This window comes from Streptomyces sp. YKOK-I1 (assembly GCF_054660435.1).
This window is the reverse complement of record NZ_BAAGDR010000001.1, coordinates 6,735,678-6,759,756: the sequence shown is the minus strand read 5'-3', so window position 1 is coordinate 6,759,756 and position 24,079 is coordinate 6,735,678. Positions and strand designations below refer to the sequence as shown.

The 24,079-nt window shown below is 73.0% G+C and carries 19 protein-coding genes; 9 read left to right on the top strand and 10 right to left on the bottom strand.

Going from position 1 to position 24,079, the window contains the following annotated elements; genetic code table 11:
- Positions 1–26: 26 nt before the first annotated feature.
- Entirely contained in the window at positions 27–434 is a 408-nt protein-coding gene (locus ACYQ8Q_RS30240) for an MGMT family protein (protein ID WP_460069239.1), read from the bottom strand.
- Positions 435–620: 186 nt separating this feature from the next.
- Here ACYQ8Q_RS30240 and ACYQ8Q_RS30235 point away from each other — a divergent pair, with 186 nt between their 5' ends.
- From ACYQ8Q_RS30235 to ACYQ8Q_RS30225, 3 genes are all read left to right on the top strand, one after another.
- On the top strand, positions 621–3,374 hold the full coding sequence (locus ACYQ8Q_RS30235) for a lysylphosphatidylglycerol synthase transmembrane domain-containing protein (RefSeq protein ID WP_460069238.1): 2,754 nt from the start codon (positions 621–623) through the stop codon (positions 3,372–3,374).
- Positions 3,375–3,481: 107 nt separating this feature from the next.
- Positions 3,482–5,026 (top strand): alpha/beta hydrolase, encoded by a 1,545-nt coding sequence (locus ACYQ8Q_RS30230; protein ID WP_460069237.1) that lies wholly within the window; start codon positions 3,482–3,484, stop codon positions 5,024–5,026.
- A 164-nt stretch (positions 5,027–5,190) separates the two neighbouring features.
- Positions 5,191–6,747, top strand: a complete 1,557-nt coding sequence (locus tag ACYQ8Q_RS30225) for an alpha/beta hydrolase (protein ID WP_460069235.1) — start codon at positions 5,191–5,193, stop codon at positions 6,745–6,747.
- 74 nt (positions 6,748–6,821) lie between these two features.
- Here the strand turns inward: ACYQ8Q_RS30225 and moeZ are convergent, their stop codons facing one another.
- From moeZ to ACYQ8Q_RS30190, 7 genes are all read right to left on the bottom strand, one after another.
- Positions 6,822–8,000, bottom strand: a complete 1,179-nt coding sequence (gene moeZ, locus ACYQ8Q_RS30220) for an adenylyltransferase/sulfurtransferase MoeZ (RefSeq protein ID WP_460069233.1) — start codon at positions 7,998–8,000, stop codon at positions 6,822–6,824.
- A 63-nt stretch (positions 8,001–8,063) separates the two neighbouring features.
- Positions 8,064–8,822, bottom strand: coding sequence for a spherulation-specific family 4 protein (locus ACYQ8Q_RS30215; RefSeq protein WP_460069231.1), 759 nt, complete (start codon positions 8,820–8,822; stop codon positions 8,064–8,066).
- Positions 8,810–9,772 carry an NAD-dependent epimerase/dehydratase family protein gene (locus ACYQ8Q_RS30210; protein ID WP_460069228.1) on the bottom strand — a complete coding sequence of 321 codons (963 nt, stop codon included), beginning with the start codon at positions 9,770–9,772 and terminating at the stop codon, positions 8,810–8,812. Before ACYQ8Q_RS30210 ends, ACYQ8Q_RS30215 begins: the two co-directional genes overlap by 13 nt.
- Positions 9,773–10,099: 327 nt before the next feature.
- Positions 10,100–11,251, bottom strand: coding sequence for a hypothetical protein (locus ACYQ8Q_RS30205; RefSeq protein WP_460069226.1), 1,152 nt, complete (start codon positions 11,249–11,251; stop codon positions 10,100–10,102).
- On the bottom strand, positions 11,248–13,125 hold the full coding sequence (locus tag ACYQ8Q_RS30200) for a DUF3492 domain-containing protein (protein ID WP_460069225.1): 1,878 nt from the start codon (positions 13,123–13,125) through the stop codon (positions 11,248–11,250). The genes ACYQ8Q_RS30205 and ACYQ8Q_RS30200 overlap by 4 nt, the downstream gene beginning before the upstream one ends.
- A 212-nt stretch (positions 13,126–13,337) precedes the next feature.
- Positions 13,338–14,609 carry a DUF3152 domain-containing protein gene (locus ACYQ8Q_RS30195; protein ID WP_460069224.1) on the bottom strand — a complete coding sequence of 424 codons (1,272 nt, stop codon included), beginning with the start codon at positions 14,607–14,609 and terminating at the stop codon, positions 13,338–13,340.
- Positions 14,610–14,733: 124 nt separating this feature from the next.
- On the bottom strand, positions 14,734–15,705 hold the full coding sequence (locus tag ACYQ8Q_RS30190) for an alpha/beta fold hydrolase (protein ID WP_460069221.1): 972 nt from the start codon (positions 15,703–15,705) through the stop codon (positions 14,734–14,736).
- A gap of 199 nt (positions 15,706–15,904) precedes the next feature.
- Between ACYQ8Q_RS30190 and ACYQ8Q_RS30185 the strand changes: the two genes are divergently transcribed.
- From ACYQ8Q_RS30185 to ACYQ8Q_RS30170, 4 genes are all read left to right on the top strand, one after another.
- Positions 15,905–16,126 (top strand): hypothetical protein, encoded by a 222-nt coding sequence (locus ACYQ8Q_RS30185; protein ID WP_460069219.1) that lies wholly within the window; start codon positions 15,905–15,907, stop codon positions 16,124–16,126.
- 189 nt (positions 16,127–16,315) lie between these two features.
- On the top strand, positions 16,316–16,957 hold the full coding sequence (locus ACYQ8Q_RS30180) for a TetR/AcrR family transcriptional regulator (RefSeq protein ID WP_460069218.1): 642 nt from the start codon (positions 16,316–16,318) through the stop codon (positions 16,955–16,957).
- A 147-nt stretch (positions 16,958–17,104) separates the two neighbouring features.
- Positions 17,105–17,332, top strand: a complete 228-nt coding sequence (locus ACYQ8Q_RS30175) for a DUF3107 domain-containing protein (RefSeq protein ID WP_030784015.1) — start codon at positions 17,105–17,107, stop codon at positions 17,330–17,332.
- A gap of 228 nt (positions 17,333–17,560) precedes the next feature.
- Positions 17,561–17,830 (top strand): hypothetical protein, encoded by a 270-nt coding sequence (locus ACYQ8Q_RS30170; RefSeq protein WP_460069216.1) that lies wholly within the window; start codon positions 17,561–17,563, stop codon positions 17,828–17,830.
- A gap of 19 nt (positions 17,831–17,849) precedes the next feature.
- Here ACYQ8Q_RS30170 and ACYQ8Q_RS30165 read toward each other — a convergent pair whose 3' ends face one another.
- Positions 17,850–18,617, bottom strand: coding sequence for a ferritin-like fold-containing protein (locus ACYQ8Q_RS30165; RefSeq protein WP_460073554.1), 768 nt, complete (start codon positions 18,615–18,617; stop codon positions 17,850–17,852).
- Between the two features lie 512 nt (positions 18,618–19,129).
- Between ACYQ8Q_RS30165 and ACYQ8Q_RS30160 the strand changes: the two genes are divergently transcribed.
- Positions 19,130–22,033, top strand: a complete 2,904-nt coding sequence (locus ACYQ8Q_RS30160) for a DEAD/DEAH box helicase (protein ID WP_460069214.1) — start codon at positions 19,130–19,132, stop codon at positions 22,031–22,033.
- A 95-nt stretch (positions 22,034–22,128) separates the two neighbouring features.
- On the top strand, positions 22,129–23,016 hold the full coding sequence (locus ACYQ8Q_RS30155; protein ID WP_460069211.1) for an alpha/beta fold hydrolase: 888 nt from the start codon (positions 22,129–22,131) through the stop codon (positions 23,014–23,016).
- On the opposite strand, the gene ACYQ8Q_RS30150 is transcribed toward ACYQ8Q_RS30155, so the two are convergent.
- On the bottom strand, positions 23,013–23,909 hold the full coding sequence (locus ACYQ8Q_RS30150) for an NYN domain-containing protein (RefSeq protein ID WP_460069208.1): 897 nt from the start codon (positions 23,907–23,909) through the stop codon (positions 23,013–23,015). The two genes, ACYQ8Q_RS30155 and ACYQ8Q_RS30150, sit on opposite strands and share 4 nt — an antisense overlap.
- Positions 23,910–24,079 lie beyond the last annotated feature (170 nt).

Sequence of the window (24,079 nt, the reverse complement as noted above, 5' to 3'; positions counted from 1 at the left end):
TCGGGCGGGCCGGATGGCGGAAGCTGTCAGGTGTGACCGTCCGCGTGTTCGCCGCCGTCCCAGCGCGCCCGCCGCATGTCGAGGCGCGGCAGATGGCCCTCGGCGGCCCTGCTCGCCTCCTTCAGCGGCGTGCCCTCGTCGCGGTAGTGACCGAGCGCCCGCAGCTCGTGACCGGGCAGCAGCGCCCCGTCCGCGCGCACCACACGCCACCACGGCACGGCGCCGCCGTAGAGGGCCATCACCCGGCCGACCTGCCGGGGCCCGCCCTCCTCGAGCCACTCGGCGACATCCCCGTACGTCATGACCCGCCCGGGCGGGATCAGCTCCGCGACCCCCAGGACCCGCTCGGCGTACTCCGGCAGCGCGTCGGGGTACTCAGGGAGGGCGTCGGGGTCCTCCGCGCGGGCGTCGTCCGGGATGCTCTGCTCGCTCACCCGGCCCATCCTGCCGCACCGCACCGACAGGACGGCCGTCGTGTGACCGTCCGTGACCCTCGCCCCCGGGCGGTGCGTGGGGCAGACTGTGCGCCCCCGCGTTTGCACCCTGATGCCCCCGTGTGTCGGTGGAGCATGCCACCATCGTGCGGGCGGTGACCGGTGATACGAGATCAAGAAGAGACGATGAAGCAGCAGGGTGTGCATCCCGAGGACGCGGAGGGCACCTCTGACGCTGCGTCGCGCCCGGACGGTCCCGAGAACCCCGACCACCCGGAGAGCGCCGACACGCCGGAAGAGGGCGGCAGCGCCCCGAAGGAGCCGCTCGACGCGTCGCGGGACGAAGTGCACATCGACGAGGTCGAGGGCGACGAACCGCTGCTCCCCGCGCGCGTGCACCGCCCCTCCGACCTCATGCGCCTGCTGGTGGGCGTCCTGGCCGTCATCGTCCTGCTGGGCATCGCCGCCTTCGCACACGGGACGACCTCGGGTCTCGAACAGGACATCAACAAGGGCACCGGTCAGGCGCCCGACCTGCTCATCAAGATCGCGGGACTGGCGTCCAGCATCGCGATCCTGCTGGTCCCGGTGGCCTTCGCGATCGAACGGCTGATCAAACGGGACGGGCTGCGCATCGCCGACGGCGTGCTCGCCGCCGTCCTCGCGCACGGTGTGACACTCGCCACCGACCTCTGGGTGGCCAAGGCGGCACCGGACTCGATCCAGGAGGCGCTCACCCAGCCCTCCCCCGGCGACATCCACGCCCTCACCGACCCGGTGCACGGCTATCTCGCCCCCGTCATCGCCTATATGACGGCCGTCGGCATGTCCCGCCGGCCACGCTGGCGCGCGGTGCTGTGGATGGTGCTGCTCCTCGACGCGTTCTCGATGCTGGTCACCGGCTACACCACACCGTTCTCGATCATCCTGACGGTGCTGATCGGCTGGACCGTGGCCTACGGCACGCTGTACGCGGTCGGCTCGCCGAACGTGCGGCCCACGGGACGGACGCTGATGGCGGGCCTGCGGCACGTCGGCTTCCATCCGGTGAGCGCGGCCCGTGAGGAGGCCCCGGACACCTCCGAGACCGGCGACCGCGGCAGGCGCTACTTCGTCACTCTGGAGGACGGTCCGCCACTGGACGTCACGGTGGTCGACCGGGAGCAGCAGGCCCAGGGGTTCTTCTACCGCGCGTGGCGCAATCTGACCCTGCGCGGCTTCGCCACCCGCAGCAGCCTGCAGTCGCTGCGCCAGGCCCTGGAGCAGGAGGCACTGCTCGCGTACGCGGCGATCGCGGCGGGCGCCAACGCCCCCAAGCTGATCGCCACCTCCGAGCTCGGCCCCGACGCCGTGATGCTCGTGTACGAGCACACCGGCGGGCGCACCCTGGACTCGCTGGCGGACGAGGAGATCACCGACGACCTCCTGCGGGACACCTGGCACCAGGTGCGCGCCCTGCAGTCCCGGCGGATCGCGCACCGCCGGCTGGTGGGGGACGCGGTCCTGGTGGATCGTTCCGGCACGGTGATCCTCACCGATCTGCGCGTCGGCGAGATCGCGGCCGGTGATCTGCTGCTGCGCATGGACATCTCCCAGCTGCTCGTGACGCTGGGGCTGCGTGTGGGCGCCGAGCGGGCGGTCGCCTCGGCGGTGGGCGTGCTCGGCCCGGACGCGGTGGCGGACTGCCTGCCGATGCTTCAGCCCATCGCGCTCAGCCGCTCCACGCGCGCGACGCTGCGCCGACTGGCCCGGGAGCGGGCACAGCGCGAACGCGAGGCGGTCCTGGAGGCGTCCCGGCAGGCCAAGCAGGCCCGGCTGGATGCGGGGCACGAGGCGGAGCCGGTCTCCGAGAAGGACGAGAAGAAGGCCGTACGCGCACAGGCGCGTGCCGAGAAGCGGGCCATCGACGTGGCCCTGGAGGAGGCCCGCGAGGAGGATCTGCTGACCCAGATCCGGCATCAGGTGCTGCTGATCCGGCCCCAGGCCCCGGTCGAACCGGCCCGGCTGGAGCGGGTGCGGCCGCGCACCCTGATGAGCTTGATCGCCGGTGCGATCGGCGCGTACTTCCTGCTGACGCAGCTCACGCACATCGAGTTCGGTCCGCTCGTCGCCAACGCCGAGTGGGGCTGGGTCGCGGCGGCCGTGCTGTTCTCGGCACTGAGCTATGTCGCCGCCGCGATGAGCCTGCTGGGGTTCGTGCCGGAGCGGGTGCCGTTCCCGCGGACCGTCGCCGCGCAGGTCGCGGGGTCGTTCGTGAAGATCGTGGCCCCGGCCGCGGTCGGCGGGGTCGCGCTCAACACGCGCTTCCTCCAGCGTTCGGGGGTGCGCCCCGGGCTCGCGGTGGCGAGTGTCGGCGCGTCGCAGTTGTTCGGGCTCGGCTGCCACATCCTGATGCTGCTGTCGTTCGGCTATCTGACCGGTACCGAGAAGACCCCGTCGCTGTCGCCCTCCCGCACGGTCATCGCGGGTCTGCTGACGGTCGCGGTGCTCGTGCTGGTGGTGACGTCGGTGCCGTTCCTGCGGAAATTCGTCGCCACGCGCGTGAGGTCGCTGTTCGCGGGTGTCGTGCCGCGCATGCTGGACGTGCTGCAGCGGCCGCAGAAGCTGGTCACCGGCATCGGCGGCATGCTGCTGCTGACGTTCTGCTTCGTGATGTGCCTGGACGCCTCGATCCGCGCGTTCGGCACGGAATCGTCCTCCATCAGCATCGCCAGCGTCGCGGTCGTCTTCCTCGCCGGCAACGCGCTGGGCTCCGCCGCGCCGACCCCGGGCGGTGTCGGAGCGGTCGAGGCGACGCTGACGGTCGGTCTGATCGCGGTGGGTCTGCCCAAGGAGGTGGCCGCTCCCGCGGTGCTGCTGTTCCGGCTGCTGACGCTGTGGCTCCCGGTGCTGCCGGGCTGGCTGGCGTTCAACCAGCTGAGCCGCAAGGGCGCGCTCTAGGACCCTCCGGACGCCGCCCGTCCGGAAACCCTCGCCGGAGCGGTACGGCGTACCTCGTACGGCCCGTGCCCCGCGCGCGGGGGCGGGCCCGACCCCACGATGGGATCATGCCGAACCCCGCCCGTCTGCGCGCCGCCGCTCTGACCGCGACCGTTGTGCTGCTGACCTCCGCGTCGGCCGGCTGCGGCGAGGACGCCGGGGACGAGGACCTGACGGCGCAGAAGCTCGACTGGGAGGACTGCCCGGCCCCGTCCGCCTCGGAGGGCGGTGGCACCGCCCCGTCCCCGCTGCCGGACGGCGACCGCTGGGAGTGCGCCACGATGAAGGCGCCCCGGGACTGGGCCGACCCCAAGGGCGACACCGTCGAGATCGCGCTGATCCGGGCCGAGGCGAGCGGCGCCCCGGACCGGCGGATCGGGTCGCTGGTGTTCAACTTCGGCGGGCCCGGCGCCTCGGGTGTGAGCGCGCTGCCGGCGTTCGGCGAGGACTACACGACCCTGCGCACCCGGTACGACCTGGTGAGTTTCGACCCGCGCGGGGTCGGCCGCAGCGCGGGCGTGAAGTGCGAGAACGACCAGCAGCTCGACGCGTACTTCCAGCAGGACATGACCCCCGACGACGCCACCGAGCGCGCCGCGCTCCTGGGCAACACCGAGGAGTTCAACACGGCCTGCGAGAAGCACTCCGGGACGATGCTGCCGCATGTCCGCACCACCGACGCGGCCCGTGACATGGACCTGATGCGCCAGGTCCTCGGCGACCCGAAGATGCACTACTTCGGCATCTCCTACGGCACCGAACTCGGCGGCGTCTACGCCCATCTGTTCCCGGGGAACGTGGGGCGCGCCGTGTTCGACGCGGTCGTCGACCCGACACAGACACCGGAACAGGGAACCCTCGGCCAGGCCAGGGGCTTCCAGCTCGCGCTCGACAACTACGCCGAGGACTGCACGTCCCAGGCCGGGGGCTGCCCGGTCGGCGACACCCCGCAGGAGGTGCAGGACCGGATCGCCGGACTGCTCGAGCGCCTCGAGACCAAGCCGATCCCGGGCGTCTTCCCGCGCGTCCTGACCCAGAGCGCCGCCACCAACGGCATCCTGCAGGCGCTGTACTCGAAGGAGTTGTGGGAGTACCTCACCGAGGGGCTGGAACAGGCCTACGACGGCGACGGCAGGATCCTCATGCTGCTGTCCGACTCGATGAACGGCCGCAGCGCCAACGGCGAGTACAGCAACATCGCCGCCGCGAACGCCGCCATCAACTGCTCCGACGACAGGCCCCGTTACTCCGCCGTGCAGGTCGAGGCGAAGCTGCCGGAGTTCCGCGCCGCCTCGCCCCTGTTCGGGGACCTCCTGGCCTGGTCCATGGTGAACTGCACCGACTGGGCCGTGCCGGGCGCCGCCGACCATCCGGACGTCCACGCGGCCGGCTCGGCGCCCATCCTCGTCGTGGGCAACACCGGCGACCCGGCGACCCCGTACGAGGGGGCGCGCAGGATGGTGACCGCGCTGGGCAAGGGCGTCGGCGTGGAGCTGACCTACCGGGGGCAGGGGCACGGCGCCTACGGCAGCAAGGACAAGTGCGTCCGGGCGGCGGTGGACGGCTACCTGCTGGAGGGCAGGATGCCGACCGCCGGGACCGTCTGCTCCTGACCCTCGCCTGCTTCCCCTTTTCTCCCGCTTCCCCCTCCCTCCCGAAAAACCCGCAGGTCACAACGTTATCCACAGGCTCCGACGAGGGCGCCGCACTCCGCCTACCATGGCCTGACAGCGGTCCCGCCACCCGGCGCGGACGGTCGGCAAGGGGGGAAGGGTACATGGCGCGATTCCTACGGTGGACGGCTCTGGCGGCCGCCGCCGCACTCCTCGTGGCGGGCTGCTCCGGCGGCTCCTCGGGCGGCGGGGAGGACGGGAAGGGGAGATCGGCCGACGCCCAGCCGTCCGCGGGCTCGTCGGGTACGGCGACGGCCCTGCCCGCCTCGCTCACCGGCCAGAAGCTGGACTGGGGACGCTGCCGGGGCGGGGCGGACTCGGCCGCCCCGGGCAGTGAGTGGCAGTGCGCCACGATGAAGGTGCCGCTGGACTGGTCGAAGCCCGACGGAAAGACCATCGGTCTCGCGCTGATCCGCGCCAGGTCCCGGGGCAGCGGCGGCAAGCGGATCGGCTCGCTGCTGTTCAACTTCGGCGGCCCCGGCGGCTCGGGCGTGACCACCCTCCCGCCGTACGGCTCCACGTTCTCCGCGCTGCGCGAGCGGTACGACCTCGTCAGCTGGGACCCGCGTGGAGTGGGCGGCAGCGAGGGCATCCGCTGTCGCAGCAACAAGGACATCCAGGCCGCCGAGTCCATCGACATCACCCCGGACACCACGGCGGAGGAAGAGGCGTACCTCCAGGACGCCGCGGCCTTCGGCCAGGGCTGCGAGAAGGCCGCGGGCGATCTGCTGGCGCATGTGTCGACCACCGACACGGCCCGCGACATGGATCTGCTGCGCCAGGTCCTCGGCGACCCGAAGATGCACTACTTCGGCATCTCCTACGGCACCGAACTCGGCGGCGTCTACGCCCATCTGTTCCCGAAGAACGTGGGGCGGCTGATCCTCGACGCGGTCGTCGACCCGACCGCCGACGCGGTGGGCCATGCCGAGAACCAGGCGAGGGGCTTCCAGCGGGCACTGGACGACTATCTGAAGTCGACGGGCCAGGACCCCGAGCAGGGCAGCGCGAAGATCGCCGACTTCTTGAAGCGGCTCGACAGCGATCCGCTGCCCACCTCCGACGGACGGCGGCTGAGCCAGGCACTCGCCGTCACCGGGATCGTCCTGCCGCTGTACAGCGAGCAGAGCTGGCCGTCCCTGACCAGCGCCCTGGAGTCGGCGGAGCAGGGTGACGGCACCGAGCTGCTCGCGCTCGCCGACGCCTACAACGAGCGGGACTCCTCGGGGAGCTACGGCACGACGACCCATGCGCAACGGGTCATATCGTGCTTGGACGACAAGCAGCGGCCGACCGTCGAGGAGACGAAGGCGCGGCTGCCGGAGTTCGAGCGGATCTCGCCCGTCTTCGGGGACTTCCTGGGCTGGGACACGGCCGGCTGGTGTCACGACTGGCCGGTGGCCGGACAGTACGACACCCCGGAGGTGAGCGCGCCGGGCGCGGCGCCGGTCCTGCTGGTCGGCAACACCGGGGACCCGGCGACACCGTACGAGGGTGCCCGGAAGATGGCGGACGAACTCGGCAAGGGTGTCGGGGTGCTGCTCACCTGGAAGGGCGAGGGGCACGGTGCGTACGGCAGCGGGAGCGACTGCGTCGACGCGACGGTGAACGCCTATCTGCTCAAGGGCACGGTGCCGAAGGACGGCAAGGTCTGCTCATGACGACGGAGGGGGCCCCGGGCACTCGTGGCACCCGGAGCCCCCTCCGATCGAGGAAGCCGCACACACGGACAGGGTCAGTAGACCGGCTTGCTCGGTTCGATCTGGTTGACCCAGCCGATGACACCGCCGCCGACGTGGACGGCGTCCGAGAAGCCCGCGGACTTCAGGACGGCGAGGACTTCCGCACTGCGGACACCCGTCTTGCAGTGCAGGACGATCTTCTTGTCCTGCGGCAGGCCCTCCAGGGCGGTGCCCAGGAGGAACTCGTTCTTCGGGATCAGCCGGGCGCCCGGGATGGAGACGATCTCGTACTCGTTCGGCTCGCGGACGTCGATGATCTCGATGTTCTCGCCGTCGTCGATCCACTCCTTGAGCTGCTTGGGAGTGATCGTCGAGCCGGCGGCCGCCTGCTGGGCCTCCTCGGAGACGACGCCGCAGAAGGCCTCGTAGTCGATGAGCTCGGTGACGGTCGGGTTCTCGCCGCAGACCGCGCAGTTCGGGTCCTTGCGGATCTTGACCTGGCGGTACTGCATCTCCAGGGCGTCGTAGATCATCAGGCGGCCGACCAGCGGCTCGCCGATGCCCGCGAGGAGCTTGATCGCCTCGTTGACCTGGATGGAGCCGATGGACGCGCACAGCACGCCCAGGACGCCGCCCTCGGCGCAGGAGGGGACCATGCCCGGCGGCGGGGGCTCCGGGTAGAGGCAGCGGTAGCAGGGGCCGTGCTCGGACCAGAACACCGAGGCCTGGCCGTCGAAGCGGTAGATCGAGCCCCAGACGTACGGCTTGTTCAGCAGCACACACGCGTCGTTGACCAGGTAGCGGGTCGCGAAGTTGTCCGTGCCGTCAACAATCAGGTCGTACTGGCTGAAGATGTCCATCACGTTCTCGGCCTCGAGCCGTTCCTCGTGAAGGACCACGTTCACGTACGGGTTGATGCCGAGGACCGAGTCGCGCGCGGACTCGGCCTTGGAACGGCCGATGTCGGCCTGGCTGTGGATGATCTGGCGCTGCAGGTTCGACTCGTCGACCTCGTCGAACTCCACGATGCCGAGCGTGCCCACACCCGCCGCGGCCAGGTACATCAGCGCCGGCGAGCCCAGGCCGCCGGCGCCCACGCAGAGCACCTTGGCGTTCTTCAGCCGCTTCTGCCCGTCCATCCCCACGTCGGGGATGATCAGGTGGCGGGAGTACCGGCGAACCTCGTCTACGGTGAGCTCAGCGGCTGGCTCGACCAGGGGTGGCAGCGACACGGGGACTCCGTTGGTCGGTCGATCACTACAGTTGTTCTCCCCGTAACACTGCCATGGCCTTCTTCATTCCGAGACACCCGTTCCGATCCGCGAGACGATTTCGTCCCAGTAGCCGGGCATGGTCTCCCAGGGGTCGTCCAGTCCCCCGCGGTCCCCGCGGTCGGTGAACCAGATCGTGGCCGCGCCCTGCCAGCGGGCGATGCGCAGCGCCTCGTCGAGGTGGCCGCGGGGCACCCCGTGCACCAAGTGGCAGAACCGCTCGGGCGGATGGTCGGCGGTCCATTCGGCCACCTGCGACCAGCGGTAGTCGGTCCAGGGGCCGGAGAAGGTGACCAGTTGGTCGGCGTGCTCGGCGTAGCCCGGGTGCGGGTGGGTGCCGTGGCCGAGGACGATGTGGGGTGTGTCACTCAGGGGGCGCAGGGCGGCGACCGTGCGGCGGACCTCGGGGAGTTCGGCGCGCCCGGCCGGGCAGCGGTCCAGGAGAAAGCCGTCGACCTGGTACCAGTCGAGGTGCCGCCGCGCGTCGGCCAGCACCTCGGCGAAGGCGCGGACGCCGTGGACGAGGTCGAGGTGGCCGAGGACGCGGACGCCCGCGTTGCGCAGCCCGCCGACAGCCTGGAGGCAGTGCGGGTCGGGGCGGACGCCGGGGCCGTCGGCGACGTCCAGGACGACCCAGTGCAGAGCCGTGCCCGTGCGGGCGAGCGAGCCCCACTCGGCCGGCGCGAGCAGGGGGTGGGCCGTGCCGGGCACGCCGAAACCGGTGCGGAGGTCGGTGGTCCCGGTGCCCGCGGCACCCGTCGGCGTGCCGGTCAGATACGACATGCCGCCTCCATCCAGATGTCGGCGAGGGACTCCTCCAGATTGATCCGGGGCCGCCAGCCGAGCCGGTCGCGGGCGGTGCGCACATCGGCCTGCTGCCAGCTGCCGCAGCCGTCGGGGTACGGGTACGCGACCGGGGCCGCGTGGTCGGAGTCGGTGCGGGGGTGTCCGATGGCCGGCCGCAGATGGGCACCGGGCGGACCGTCGAGTTCGTGGAGGGCGCCGCTGTATCCGGCCACGCGCGCCAGGATCGAGGCGGCGTCGCGCAGCCGGACGGCACGCCCGGAGCCGATGTTGATGACGCCCTGGGCGGCGGAGAGGGACGCGGCGTGCACGGCGCGGGCGACGTCGCGGACGTCGACGAAGTCGCGCTGGGCGCCGAGTCCGCCGAGCTTGAGTTCGCCGTCGCCGGACTGCATGGCACGGCGCATGGCCTCCGCGAGGCGTCCGAGGGGTGATCCCGCCGGAGTGCCGGGGCCGGCCGGGGAGAACACCCGGAGCACGACGGCGTCCAGGCCGGAGCCGAGGACGAGTTCGGTGGCGGCGAGTTTGCTGACGCCGTACGGGCCGCCGGGGCGGGGGACGGCGTCCTCGGCGGTGGAGGAGCCGGGCTGGCTCGGACCGTACTCGGCGCCGCAGCCGATCTGCACCAGCCGGGCGCCGCAGCCGCTGCGGCGCAGGGCCTCGCAGACGGTGGCGACGGCGACGGTGTTGTGCCGGGTGAGCTCGCGGGCACCGCCGCGGGTGGCGCCGGCACAGTTGACGACGACCTGGGGGTGGACCGCGTCGAGGAAGCGGGTGAGCGCGCCGGGGCTGCCGGACGCGAGGTCGAAGCGGACGTCGGCGTCGTCGCCGCGGCCGAGCGCGGTGAGCTGGACGGCCGGGTCGGCGAGCAGGCGGTCGGCGACGAAGCGGCCGAGGTAGCCGTTGGCTCCGGTCAGCAGGACCCTCATCGTGCGGCTCCCTCGGTGCGCGGTGCGGCTGTCGGGGCCGCGTGGGCCGCGATCGCCCCGCGTACCGCGGCTGCTCCTGTCACCGCGGGGGCTCCTGCGACCGCGGGTGTCCCGGTGGCTCCGGTCGCTCCGGATCGGGAGGTGGTCATCTGTTCTCTCCTTCGAGGGTGTTGCGGTTGCCTGCGGCTGGATGGAGGAGCGCGTGCGTCGTGCGGTCCGGGCACGGTGGGGGTGGCGCTGCGCGCGGTGGTCGGGGGCCGGCGGACGGCCGCTGCCCGCGCCTGCGGCCCGGCGCCGCCCGGGCCGGGGTGCGGGAGGCGGGGCGGGTCAGCACGGGAGGGCCGTTCGCGCGTGGGCGGAAGCCCTGGTCAGGGTGCGGACGGCGTGGACGAGCAGGGGCAGGCTCGCGGCCGCGCAGAGCAGGGCCGGGACGCTCGCAGGTCCCCAGGCGGTGACGAGGGTGTCGACGGGGACGGCGAGGGCGTCGCAGCCGGGCAGACGGCCCGCGAAGACCGTGGCCGGGGCGAGGGCCTCGGCGGTGCCCGTGGCGGCGAGGACGACCGCGGGGACGTGGGGGAAGCCGTGCACCGTGAGGAGTCGGGCGAGGAAGAGGAGGGCGCCCAGGGTGAGCACGGGGGCGTACGCGGGCGGCTCGTCCAGGGCCGCGGCGCACAGGGCGGTCAGCCCTCCGAGGGCGGCCAGGAACAGGGTGAACACGCCCAGCAGCAGCGGCTGTACGGATGCGCTGAACTCCTCCAGGGCGCGGCTGGCGTCGAGTCGGCGGCGGGCGCGGGTGGTGAGGAGGTGGGCGCACCCGGCGGCGGGGGCGCAGGCCAGGGTGAGGGTGAGCAGGGACGCGGGGGCGAAGGGCCAGGAGCCGTCCGGTGTGCCGGTGGGCGGCCCGTCGGGGCCTCCTGCCACGGCGGCCCGTAGCAGACCCTCGCCGAGGGCGGCGTGGGCGAGGAGCCAGCCGGTCCACAGGGCGGTCCGGCGCCGGCCGGGGCGGGTGCCGCGGCGTGGGCCGAGCGGGCCCTTGGCGAGGACCTGGCGCAGGGCGAGCGTCACCGCGAGGACGCCCGCGATGGCCACGAGGAGGCGCGGCCGTCCGTCGGTGAACCGCAGTCCGGTCAGTGTGGCGGCGCACAGGGCGCCCGGCAGCAGGGTGAGCAGGGCTCGAACCGGGCGGGGGCGCGACAGGACGGTGGGCGCGGGGCGCGGCGGTGTGTCGTCGCCGCGCGGGACGCGGGCGTACATCTCCTCGGCGAGGGAGAAGACGTCCCGGTGCCGGAAGCGGGCTGCGGTGCGGTCGGTGACGCCGTGCGCCTCCAGACCCGCCGCGATCTCCAGCGGGTCGACGGCGCGCTCGCACAGCTCCCGGTGACGGTGCATCAGCGTCTTCACCGGGTCCCCGGAACCCCGGCGGGGGGTGACGGGGTTCTCCGGGGCGCCGGACCGGTCCAGTTCACCCAGCCCACTCATCGCGCCCCCTCGGCGAGGGAAACCCCGGTGACGGCCGACGCCCCCGGCCCGGGTGGGCCACCATGCTCCGACGCGCCATGCTCCGACGCGCGCGGCGCCGGACCGCCCGGGGCCGGGGTGGCGCCCCGCACGGCCGCGTGCGGGGCCGAGGTACCCCGCAGGGCCGTACCCACCGCCGGTCCGCCGCGCGCCGAAGCCCCCCGTACCGGTGGCCCCGCCGTCCAGCCCGGGCCTCGGCGGGCGGTGACGCGTGCGCCCAGGCCGGTCCAGCGGCCGGGCAGCCGGGCCTCGGCGGGGACGGCGAACGGGCGGGGGTCACCGGCCTCGTCGAGGAGGACTCCGAGGGCCGGGCACTGGGAGACGATCTCCAGGTAGATGCCGTGATACGCCTCGACGTTCTGCTCGACGGTGAAGAGTTCCAGCGCACGGGCGCGGGCGGCCGCGCCCAGGCGCGCACGGCGCTCGGGGTCGCTCAGCAGAGCCCCGCACGCCTGCGCGAGCGCCCGCGGATTGCGCGGCGGGACGACGAGCCCCGTGCCGCCGATGACCTCGACGACCGCGCCGACGTCCGTGGACACGGTCGCCCGGCCGCAGAACATCGCCTCCACGAGCCCCAGCGGGAACCCCTCGACGACGCTGGACAGGACGACGACGGCGCCGGCCGCGTAGGTCTCGGCGAGGGTGGGCGTCTCCGGGCCGCCGAGTTCCTCGAAGGACACCGGGTTGTCGCCGACGGCGTGCGGGCCCTCGGCCTCGTCGGGGAAGAGCTGGGCGGCCAGCACCCGGCAGTGCCCGAGGTAGGCCTGCCCCTCGGGCCCGGTCGGCGTGCCGACGATCCGCAGCCGGGCTCTCGGCTGTTCCGTGCGGACCCGGGCGAAGGCGTGCAGCAGGGAGACCAGGTCCTTCGCCGGTTCCACCCGGCCGACCCAGACCAGGGTGTGCGGATCGGCGGTGTCCGGTGCGTCGCCCACGTCCGCGAAGGGCGCGGCGTCCATCCCCGGGTGGACCGTGCGCACCTTGGCGCGGTCGGCGCCGCAGTGTTCCTGCCAGCGGCGGGCGTGCGCGTTGCCGGGGGCGAGGCGGGCCGCCTGCCGGTAGGTCTCGGCGGCGAGCAGGCCGTGGAAGGCGGCGAGCAGGGCGCGGACGACGGGGCTCGCGTCGGAGGCGGGCGCGCCGGGCGCCCCTGCGCTCAGGTAGTGCGTCCGCAGCCGCACGCCGTACTCCGTCACGAGCAGCGGTACGTCGTGGAAGTGGCGCGCGAGGAGCCCGGGCAGGGCGGCCGGGCCGCCGGAGGCGGCGTGGCACAGGTCCACCGAGCCGAGCGTGCCCCCGTCCGGGCCGTCGGGCCCGTACCAGTCGAACGAGAGGGGGCGCAGGACGCGTTCGAGGTGCCCGGTGACGGTCAGCAGCTCGGGTACACGCGCCTCGCGCGCCGTGCGCAGCGCGCCGGGGGCACGGCAGGCGCGCTCCAGCGTGCGGACGGCGCCCTCCGAGCGGAGCGCTCCCACCAGCCCGCCGTGGTCGCGGGCGAGTTCGGCGAGGCCGTAGAGCGCGCTGGCGAAACGGTCCGCCTGGGCCGGTGAGCTGTCGCAGAGGGCGGTCACGAGGTCGCCGTAGCCCTCGGTGAAGCGCCGGCGTGCGCGCCGCCCGTACGCGACCCCGTCCTCCTCGGCCGTCCACAGCGGTGCCGTCCGCACCTGCCTGACCTGCGGCGGGAGCGTGACGCAGCCCGATTCCTCCTGGTGTGGTCCGTCGCTGAGCGCGTAGATGTCGAACTCGTGCTGCCCGAGCCCGCGCACGAGCCGGTCGCACCAGAGTCCGGCGTCACCGCTCACATACGGATAGCCACCCTCCGTCAGCAGTCCGATGCGCACGCACGCACCCCCGATCTCCCCTCTGGGGAGCCGCCGTTGACCCGGCGGCTCGCAGCGGGAAGAACGTAAGCGGACAAGGCGGTGGCGCGACGGACGGTTGTCCATCGCGCCACCAAAAGGGGTGAACGGTCGTAACTTTCCCGTGCGGGTCGCGTTCGGTCGCGCTAAGAGTTCACTCGGATGCGAAACGTCACACCGCGTTCAGCCGTTTCTCAACTCTTGGGGTACACCCAGGGGTTGGGCAGGCAGTGGATCCCGTGGTGGTCCAGGAACTTCGTCTGCTGCTGCATGACGGGGGCGAGCTCGCCGTCCTTCTGGCAGTTCTCGTGGTGATAGCCGAGCCGGTGGCCGACTTCGTGGTTGATCAGCATCTGCCGGTACGCGTAGATGGCGTCACCGTACGTACGTGATCCCTGGGCCCACCTGTACGCATTGATCATGACGCGCTCGGTGGAGGCCGAGTCGCACGAGACGTTGTCCACGGTGGTGTCCAGGCTGGACTTGGCGCACCAGACGGCGGTGGTGCCGGGGCTGGCGAGCGTGATGACGAAGTCCGGCTTCCCCGAGGAGATCCGCTCGAAGGTGCGCGCGCCGTCGTGCGCCCAGCTGCGGTCGTCGTTGAGGGTCTTCTGCACGGCCTGGGCGAACAGCTCGCCGTCCAGACCGAGCCCCCGCTCCACGTCCACCCGGTAGGTGAACTTCTGCCCCTTGCCCGGCGCCTTGTCGACGCCGGGGATCGCGTCGAACTTCCCGGAGCCCTTGAGCTTCGCGCCCAGCGGGTACTTGACGTCCATCTTCTGCTCGTACGTCAGCGTCACGGGAGACGCGGACGCGGACGCGGACGGGCTCGGCACTGCGGACTCCAGGGCCCCGCCGGCGGCCTTCCCGGCGGCCGACTGCGACCGGACGCGGTCGTCGCCGCGCCCGTCGGTCACCTGCCCGGCCACCACGACGGCCAGCACGGTCGTGACCGCGGCGGCGGCGATCCCGGTGAAGGTCCGCCCCTTGGTGCCCTTGCCGTCCACGGGCGCACCCGTGGGCGGCGCGTCGTCGTCCGCGTCGGAGCCGGGACCACCGCCGTACGGGTCGCCCTCGGGCAGGCCGCCCCCGTACGGATCGCCCGCATAGGGGTCGGGCGCGTAGGAGTCGGGCGCATAAGGGCCGGGCGCATAAGGGCCGGACGCGCGGGTGGGCGTGAACGGCCGCCCCGCGCGCGTGAAGACGTCGTCGTCCTCGCCCCGGTCGAAGGCGTCGAGGTACTCCTGGCGGGGACCCGGTCGCGGGCCCTGCGGCGGGACCGGACGCTGACGCGGTATCACCGGCTGCCCCGCGGGGCCCGCCTGACGGCCTCTCAGGTCACCCCAGCCGCCCCCGGCCTCCCGCTGCTCGGGATGTCCGCCGCGGACCTGCGGGACACCGCGTGCGGGGGTGCCGTCGGGATGGCGGGGCACCCCGTGGGACGGCGTGCCGTCGGGAAGCAGCACGGGGGTGCCGTCGGGATGCCGCCCGGACGTCCCCGGGCCGGGAACCGCCGAGGAGGCACGGGAAGGGTTCTTGGGTGCGCTCTTGGGCGCGGGTCCACGCCGGCTGTGGCGTCCCACGTGAGTCTCAGCCCCCCGGTTTCGCGTCGGCGGTCTCGGCGAGCAGCTCGCGGAAGGCGGCGGCCACCGTCTCCGGGTACTCCATCATCGCCACATGCCCGGCGTCCGGCAGGGTGAGCAGACGGGAGTCGCGGAAGGCGCGGGCGGCGCGCTGGGCCATACGGAAGCCGACGAGCTGGTCGCGGCCGCCGTAGATCAGCAGGGTGGGTGCGAGGACGCGCTCGGCCTGGCGCCACAGCCCGTGCTGTCCGCCCAGGGTGTAGGCGCTGAGCAGCCCGCGCGTGGAGCGGGTCAGCGCGTCCCAGAAGTACGGCAGTTGCAGCCGCCGGTCCAGTTCCTCCACCGCGTGCCGGAACGCCTCCGGGGAGACACGGCCGGGATCGCCGTAACAGAGCGCGAGGACGCCTCTGACGCGCTGCTCGGCCGTCCACTCCCGGGTGAGCCGGCTGAAGAGCGCGGTCACCCCGGGCAGGCCGGCGAGCCCGGTCGGGATGGCGGTGCGCTGCACACGCAGTTCGGGCAGGGCCGGTGAGACCAGGGTCAGGGTGCGGACCAGGTCGGGGCGCACCGCGGCGACGCGCGTGGACACCGCGCCGCCGAGGGAGTTGCCGAGGAGGTGCACCGGGCCGCGGGCGGAGGCGTCGAGGTAGCGGATCACGGCACGCGCGTGTGCCGTGATGGAGTAGTCGCCGTCGTCCGGCGGCGGGGAGTCGCCGAAACCGGGCAGGTCGACGGCCTCGCCCGCCACGGCCCCGTCGAGCCCGGCCATCAGAGCGGACCAGTTCTGCGAGGAACCGCCGAGGCCATGGACGAACAGAGCGGGTTCGAGCCCCTCACGCGCGGGGGGCCGGGACCGGACGGTCAGGGTGACGCCCGGCAGACCGACGGACCGCAGCCGCTCGCCCTCCGCGACCCTGACGGAGGCCACCTTCGGCAGCACACTGGTGGGCGGCACGGAAGGCAGCTCGGTCGAAGACATGCGGGCAATGTTACGAGACGATCACGTGCGACCATGTGTGTTCGGCGTCACAAGAGGGGCGCGGGGCGGGTATCGATACCGGCGCGATTCGTGGGCACATCGCATAGCGTCCGAAACGGGTGTCTCCTAGGCTCGTACTGAGGGCACCCGCTTGTGGCCCCCGCGTGTTCCGGGGGCGTCCGTTGGAAGGGAGCCCACCATGGCGATTGACCCCACCGACCCCGAGACGTTCGCGGAAGAGGACGACGACTTCGGGGAGATCGACGTCGAGGCACCGGAGAACGCGGCCGCCGAGGAGTACGCGGACGTCCCCCCGGGGCGCGACGATCCTCTGGAGGGCGTGGACCCCGCGCGGGCGAACGAGGCGGATCTCGTCGAACAGGCGCGCGTCGTCTCACTGGACGAGGACGACTACCGCTGACCGCACGGCCCCTCCCGAACAGGAGCGAGGCAGCATTCTGCCCGGACTGCACCACTTCAAAACCTTCTGTACCGCTTTTGTGAGCGTCCGGTCCGTGAAATTCTGCGCTCGCACCGCGCGCCACACGGTTACCGAAAAGTACGATGGCGGCGCGGCGCTCACCGCATGAGGACGACTTTGGGAGGCGGCGTGACAGCCATCGAGCAGACAGAGGCGGCACGCCCGCGAGGCACGCGCCTGCCGCGCCGTGCCCGACGGAATCAGCTGCTGGGCGCCGCCCAGGAGGTCTTCGTGGCGCAGGGCTACCACGCCGCCGCCATGGACGACATCGCCGAGCGGGCGGGCGTCAGCAAGCCGGTGCTGTACCAGCACTTCCCGGGCAAGCTCGACCTCTACCTCGCGCTGCTGGACCAGCACTGCGAGTCGCTGATCCAGGCGGTGCGGGGCGCGCTCGCGTCGACCACCGACAACAAGCAGCGCGTCCGCGCCACGATGGACGCCTATTTCGCGTACGTCGAGGACGACGGCGGGGCCTTCCGCCTGGTCTTCGAGTCGGACCTGACGAACGAGCCCGCGGTGCGCGAGCGCGTCGACAAGGTCACCACCGAGTGCGCCGAGGCGATCTGCGACGTCATCGCCGAGGACACGGGCCTCTCCCGCCCGGAGTCGATGCTGCTGGCCTCCGGTCTGGGCGGTCTGGCCCAGGTCGTCGCCCGCTCCTGGCTGCACAGCGACCGCAGCGTCCCGCGCGACCAGGCGGTGCAGCTCCTGGCCTCGCTGGCGTGGCGGGGCATCGCCGGGTACCCGCTGCACGGCACCGATCAGCACTGAGCCACGGCACGGCTCGTCCGTTTGTTCCCGCCCGCTGTTCGCTCCTGGCGTGGACGGCCACGCCGTGTACGTCCCCTCACCGGGCTAATGTGTGCAGCGTACGGCGCGGACGCCCGCGCACCCCATGACCGTCGGAGGGACATAGCCGTGGAGGTCAAGATCGGCGTGCAGCACGCGCCCCGCGAGATCGTTCTGGAGAGCGGTCAGACTCCCGAGGAAGTCGAGCGCGTGGTGGCCGAGGCACTGGCCGGCAAGTCGCAGCTGCTCAGCCTCGTGGACCAGCACGGCCGCAAGGTCCTCGTACCGGCCGACCGGCTGGCCTACGTCGAGCTGGGCGAGCCGGCCCCGCGCAAGGTGGGCTTCGGCGCGCTGTAAGGCACGAGCGGGGCACGAGCAAGCCACGAGCAGGGCACAAGCGCTGCAAGGCACGAGCAGAGCGCACGCATCGCGAGAAGGGGCCCGGCGGTCAGCACGACCGCCGGGCCCCTTCGCACGTTCACCGGCGACGCACGAGTGGTCCACACAGGAGGATTGCCTTCCGCAGGTCACGGGTAGGACGGGCTGTGACCTTGGTGCACGGCCCGCCGCCCGGGAGGGACCCACATGATCTTGGAAGCGCTCGGCTCCGCTGTGCTCGGTCTCGCGCTCGCGTGGGTGGCGCTCCAGCGCCTGTCCCACCGCCTGCCGGTCCGCGCCCTCGTCCTCGCGACGGGTGTCGCCGGAGCCCTGTTCGGTGACTTCGTCACCCACAGCGCGCTGGGCTCCGGCACCCTGCTGCCGAGCCTGGCCGGCGCGGCGGTCGTCTCCGTCGCCTCGGTCTCCCTGCTGCTGCGCCCGGCCGGCCGGCTGCGCCGCCGCTCGGCCCCGGCGTAACCTCCCGGGCCCGGGGCTCTCAGGCCGCGAGCCCCAGCGCGGCCATCCGCTTGGTGTGGGCCTCGGTGATCCGGGAGAACATCCGGCCGACCTCGGCGAGGTCGAAGCCGTCCGCGACACCGCCCACGAGCATCGTCGACAGCGCGTCCCGGTCGGCGACCACCCGCTGGGACTGCGACAGCGCCTCACCCATCAGCCGGCGCGCCCACAGCGCGAGCCGTCCGCCCACGCGCGGGTCGGCGTCGATCGCCGCGCGGACCCGGTCCACGGCGAAGCCGGCGTGACCGGTGTCGTCGAGCACGGCGAGCACCAGGGCGCGCGAGTCGCTGTCCAGACGGACGGCGACCTCCCGGTAGAAGTCACTGGCGATCGAGTCGCCGACGTACGCCTTGACCAGGCCCTCCAGCCAGTCCGAGGGCGCCGTCTGACGGTGGAAGCCGTCGAGCGCGGCGACGAACGGCTCCATGGCCGCGGTCGGCTCCTCACCGACCTCCGTGAGCCGGTCGCGCAGCCGCTCGAAGTGGTGGAACTCGGCCGAGGCCATCTTCGCCAGCTCCGCCTTGTCCTCCAGCGTGGGCGCCAGCTTGGCGTCCTCCGCGAGCCGCTCGAACGCGGCCAGCTCGCCGTACGCGAGGGCGCCGAGCAGGTCCACGACCGCGGCCCGGTACTGCGGATCGGCGGAGGCCTGCGCCCAGTCCTGGGCGGCGATCCCCGTGACGGTTTCAGTGGACTCGGCAGGCTCTTCGGAGGCGTTCTCAGGCTTGTCAGAGGTGGTCATGCAGCGCACAATAGCCCGCTCACCACGCGACGGAAGTCCCTGGTCAATCAGTGTGACCACGACGACGCGGACGACCGCGTCCGACGGTGTGACAACCACAACGTGACCGAATCGGCCATCGCATGTGCGCGATTCCGGGGTATGGTGGTAATGCGCCTGCCGAATATTCGACGGGCCGCACGTATGAGGATGCCCGGTCGGTGGCCCGATCGGCTCCGACCCGACAGCCCTCCCCGGCCGTACGGCACATCGCGTACGACGACCGGAGGGACACCCTCCAGCGGTACGAGCGCTAGAGCGTCGGCAGAGGTCCCGTGCCATACGGCTTGCCGCATGCGGTTTGCCCGTAAGGCAGCCGACGTCCCCGGCACGGTCCGTCAAAGACCCCCGCGCTCGCCTCGCACCGCGTACACAGAAGAGGCAGCACCCTGACTACGACGTTCCGAGAGCTCGGAATCCTTCCCGAGACCGCCGAGGCCCTGGAGGCCGTCGGCATCACCACTCCCTTCCCCATCCAGGAGATGACGCTCCCCGTGGCCCTGTCGGGCACGGACGTCATCGGCCAGGCCAAGACCGGCACCGGCAAGACGCTCGGCTTCGGACTCCCGCTCCTCGAGCGCGTGACCGTCCCCGCCGACGTCGAGGCCGGCCGGGCGAAGCCCGAGGACCTCACCGAGGCCCCGCAGGCGCTCGTCGTCGTCCCCACGCGCGAGCTGTGCACCCAGGTCACCAACGACCTGCTGACCGCCGGCAAGGTGCGCAACGTGCGCGTACTCGCCATCTACGGCGGCCGGGCCTACGAGCCCCAGGTCGAGGCCCTCAAGAAGGGCGTCGACGTCGTCGTCGGCACCCCGGGCCGGCTCCTCGACCTCGCGGGCCAGAAGAAGCTCAACCTCCAGCACATCAGGTCCCTCGTCCTCGACGAGGCCGACGAGATGCTCGACCTGGGCTTCCTGCCCGACGTCGAGAAGATCATCAACCTGCTGCCGGCGCGCCGCCAGACCATGCTGTTCTCGGCGACCATGCCGGGCGCGGTCATCGGGCTCGCCCGCCGGTACATGTCGCAGCCCACGCACATCCGCGCCACCGCGCCGGACGACGAGGGCGTGACCGTCGCGAACATCTCGCAGCACGTGTACCGCGCGCACAACATGGACAAGCCGGAGATGGTCGCGCGCATCCTCCAGGCCGACGGCCGTGGCCTCGCCATGATCTTCTGCCGCACCAAGCGCACCGCCGCCGACCTCGCCGACCAGCTCAAGCAGCGCGGCTTCGCCTCCGGCGCGGTCCACGGCGACCTCGGCCAGGGGGCGCGCGAGCAGGCGCTGCGCGCCTTCCGCAACGGCAAGGTGGACGTCCTCGTCTGCACCGACGTCGCCGCGCGCGGCATCGACGTCGAGGGTGTCACCCACGTCATCAACTACCAGACCCCCGAGGACGAGAAGACGTACCTGCACCGCGTCGGCCGTACGGGCCGCGCGGGCGCCAAGGGCATCGCGGTGACGCTCGTCGACTGGGACGACATCCCGCGCTGGCAGCTGATCAACAAGGCGCTGGAGCTGTCGTTCAACGATCCGCCGGAGACGTACTCCACCTCCCCGCACTTCTACGAGGAGATGAGCATCCCCGCGGGCACCAAGGGTGTCCTGCCGCGCTCCGAGCGCACGCGCGCGGGGCTGGACGCGGAGGAGCTCGAGGACCTGGGCGAGCCGGGCGGCCGCGGTGCACGCGGTGGCCGGGGCGAGCGCGGCGGCCGGGGCGAGTCCCGTTCCGCCGACCGCTCCGGCGAGCGCGAGCGTCCGGCCCGTACGCCGCGCCGCCGACGCCGTACGCGCGGCGGGACCGTGCTCGACGGAGCGCCGGAGGTCTCGACGACGGAGCAGACGCCGGTGGCCGAGGAGGCCGCGACGTCCCGCACCCCGCGCCGCCGACGCCGTACACGCGCCGGAGCGGCCGCCGAGGCGGCTGCCGTGACCGCTGTGACGTCTGCCGCGCCGGAGGCCGCGGAGGCGGCCCTGACGACCGCGGAGGGGCCGTCCCTGGACGCCCCCGAGGCACCGCAGGCCGCGGAGGCCCCGGCCAAGCCGCGCCGTCGCCGCACCCGCCGCTCCACGGAGACCGCCCCGGCCATGGAGACGGCCGTCGCGACCGGGCTGACGTCGGCTCAGACCCCGGCCGCCGAAGCGGCCGTGGCCACGGCCGAGGGCACGGAGGCGGCACCCGAGGCCCCCGCCGCGCCGCGCCGCCGCACCCGCAGGACCACAGCCGCGGCTCCGGCCGCCGAGGCCGTCGTCGAGACGGTCGAGTCGGCCCCGGTCACGGAGGTCGTCGAGGTCACCGAGGTCAAGCCCCGCCGCACGCGGAAGACCGCCGCTGCCGCCCCGGCCGAGACCGCGGTCGACACCGCCGAGGCCGCCGCGGCCAAGCCGCGCCGCACGCGCAAGACCACGGCCACCGCACCCGCGGAAGCCGCGGTCGACACGGCCGAGGCGGTCGAGGCGGTCGAGGTCAAGCCGCGCCGCACCCGCAAGACCACGGCCACCGCCCCGGCGGAAGCCGCCGTCGACACCGCCGAGGGCACGCCGACCAAGCCGCGCCGCACGCGGAAGACCGCTGCCGCCGCACCCGCGGAAGCCGCCGTCGACACGGCCGAGGCCGCCGAGGCCGTCGAAGCGACCGAGGTCAAGCCGCGGCGCACCCGCAAGACCGCGGTCGCCGCCCCGGCCGAGGCCGCCGTCGACACCGCCGAGGCCGTCGAGGCCAAGCCCCGCCGCCGGACCACGCGCAAGGCCGCCGAGGCCCCGGAGACGGCCGCCACGGCCGAGATCCCGGCCCAGGCCACCGCCGTGGAGGCCGAGGTCAAGCCGCGCCGCACCCGCAAGACGACCGCTGCCGCCCCGGCGGAAGCCGTCGAGGCAGCCGAGGTCAAGCCGCGGCGCACCCGCAAGACCGCCGCCACCGCACCCGCGGAAGCCGCCGTCGACACGGCCGAGGCGGTCGAGGTCAAGCCGCGCCGCACGCGCAAGACGACCGCTGCCGCCCCGGCGGAAGCCGTCGAGGCAGCCGAGGTCAAGCCGCGGCGCACCCGCAAGACCGCCGCCACCGCACCCGCGGAAGCCGCCGTCGACACGGCCGAGGCCACCGAGGCGGTCGAGGTCAAGCCCCGCCGCACCCGCAAGACGACCGCCGCCGCACCGGCGGAAGCCGTCGAGGCAGCCGAGGTCAAGCCGCGGCGCACCCGCAAGACCGCCGCCACCACGGTGACGGCCGAGATCCCGGCGCAGGCCACGGCCGAGGAGGCGGAGGCCAAGCCGCGGCGCACCCGCAAGACCGCGGTCGCCGCCCCGGCCGAGGCCGCCGAGGAGAAGCCGAGGGTGCGTCGCACCCGTAAGGCGACGGCCGCCGCGGAGCCCACGGACGGCTGACCGGCACCGGCCGCACGGACCGACGGCCCGGCTCCTCCCCTCGGAGGAGCCGGGCCGTCGGCGTCCCCGTCCACCCCTGCGGGTAGCCTCAGCACGTGACCAGGCCGACCTCCTCCTCGACCCCCTTCCCCCCGCCTCCCGGTGCCCGCGCGTACGCGCTGCGGACCGCGCGCGGTGACTTCGCCGTCGTCGACTCGCCGGCCGCGACCGGTGTCGAGGAGCGGGGCGTGGTGCTGCTGATGCCCGGCTTCACCGGCAGCAAGGAGGACTTCCACCACTTGCACGGGCCGCTGACGGCGCGCGGCTACCGGACGGTCGCGGTGGACGGACGCGGACAGAACGAGTCCGACGGGCCGGTCGACGACGAAACTCCTTACGCCCGCGAGGAGTTGGCCCGGGACGTCCTCGCGCAGGCGGCGGCGCTCGGCACCCCCGTGCATCTGGTCGGGCACTCCCTGGGCGGCCAGATCGCGCGTGCGGCGGTCGTGCTGGACCACTCCCCCTTCGTGTCCTTCACCCTGATGTCCTCCGGCCCGGCCGAGATCTCCCAGTCGCAGAAACTGCGGGTGAAACTGCTGCACGACGCGCTCGCCGTGATGACGATGCCCGAGGTGTGGGAGGCGATCGTGGCGATGGGCCCGCCGGAGGAGGTCGGCGGTCCGGCGCGCGGCTTCGGGGATCCGGAGCAGCTGCGGCTGCGCTGGCTGAACCACAAGCCCGCCCAGCTTCTCGCCACGGGCCGTCAGTTGTGCGCGGAGCCGGACCGTGTCGCCGAACTCGCCGCCGTTCCGCTGCCGTTCCACGTCCTGTCGGGCGCGCGGGACGACACCTGGCCGCTGCCGCTGCTGGACGAGATGGCCGTACGGCTGCGGGCCGACCGGACCGTCGTCCCGGATGCCGAGCACTCCCCGAACCTGGACCGGCCGCTGGAGACGGCCCAGGGCCTCGCCGACTTCTGGGACCGGCACCCCCGGAACGGCTAGTACTGCGTCTGTACGTGCTCCCAGAACCCGTCGCGCAGGGCGCGCCGCAGGTCGGACTGGCCGCGCAGGGAGTACTGCAGGATGCCCTCGGCCTCCACGAGGAGGTCCTGGTCGACGGAGCCGGGCAGGTAGGGGTGGCCGGGCAGCAGCTCGACCAGGGCTTCCCGGCCGCGCGCCGCGAGCCACTTCGCCGCGATCTGGGCGCCGACGAACCGGACGTCCTCGCGGGTGGGCCTGCTCACGCCGCCCGCCTCGTAGGCGGGGGAGGTGCGCCGGACGACGTACGGCTTGAAGAAGTCGAGGTCGAGGGTGCGCTGGCTGTCGACCTCCCAGAGCAGCGGCTCGGCCTGGTTGCGGCCCTCCGGTGCCTCGATGCCCCACAGGTGGACGCGGGCGCCGTACCCTTGCGCGGCCTCCACCGCCGAGACCAGGTCCTCGTCGCCGCCGAGCAGGGCCGCGTCGCTGATGGCGCGGTGCCGGGCCAGTGACTCCAGGTCGGTCCGGATCAGCGAGTCGACGCCCTTCTGCTGGTTGTTGGCATTGAGGTTGCCCAACCGGACCTTGACGTCGGGGAGTTCGGCGATGGACTGCTGCTCGGCGGTGTGGATGCGGCGCCGGGCGCCGTCGTACCAGTAGACGCGCAGCAGTCTGCTGTCCGCGAAGATCGAGCGGGCGCGGTCGATGAGCGCCTCGATCAGCCCCTCGGCGTCTAGGTCGAAGGCCCTGCGGTCCTCCGTCCCGGCGATCAGCCGGCCCGCGGCGGCGTAGAGGTACCCCGCGTCGACGAAGATCGCATGGGTCGAGGGCGTCTTGGCCACCTCGGCGAGCATGCGGGTCAGCAGCTCGTTCGTGCGGTCGATGCGGGCGGCGAGGGCCGGGAGGTCGTCGTTCATCGCCTCCATTGTCCCGGCGGTCACGCTGTGAACACAACCGATCCCGTTCAGTCTCCGTACACACTCTTACCAACGGGTAATTAGTCGTTCGAAAAATTTCTTTAGCGTAGGGAATGTTTGTAACACGCAGCCCGTTGACTACTCATGTAACGAGCAATCCTCCAGGAGGA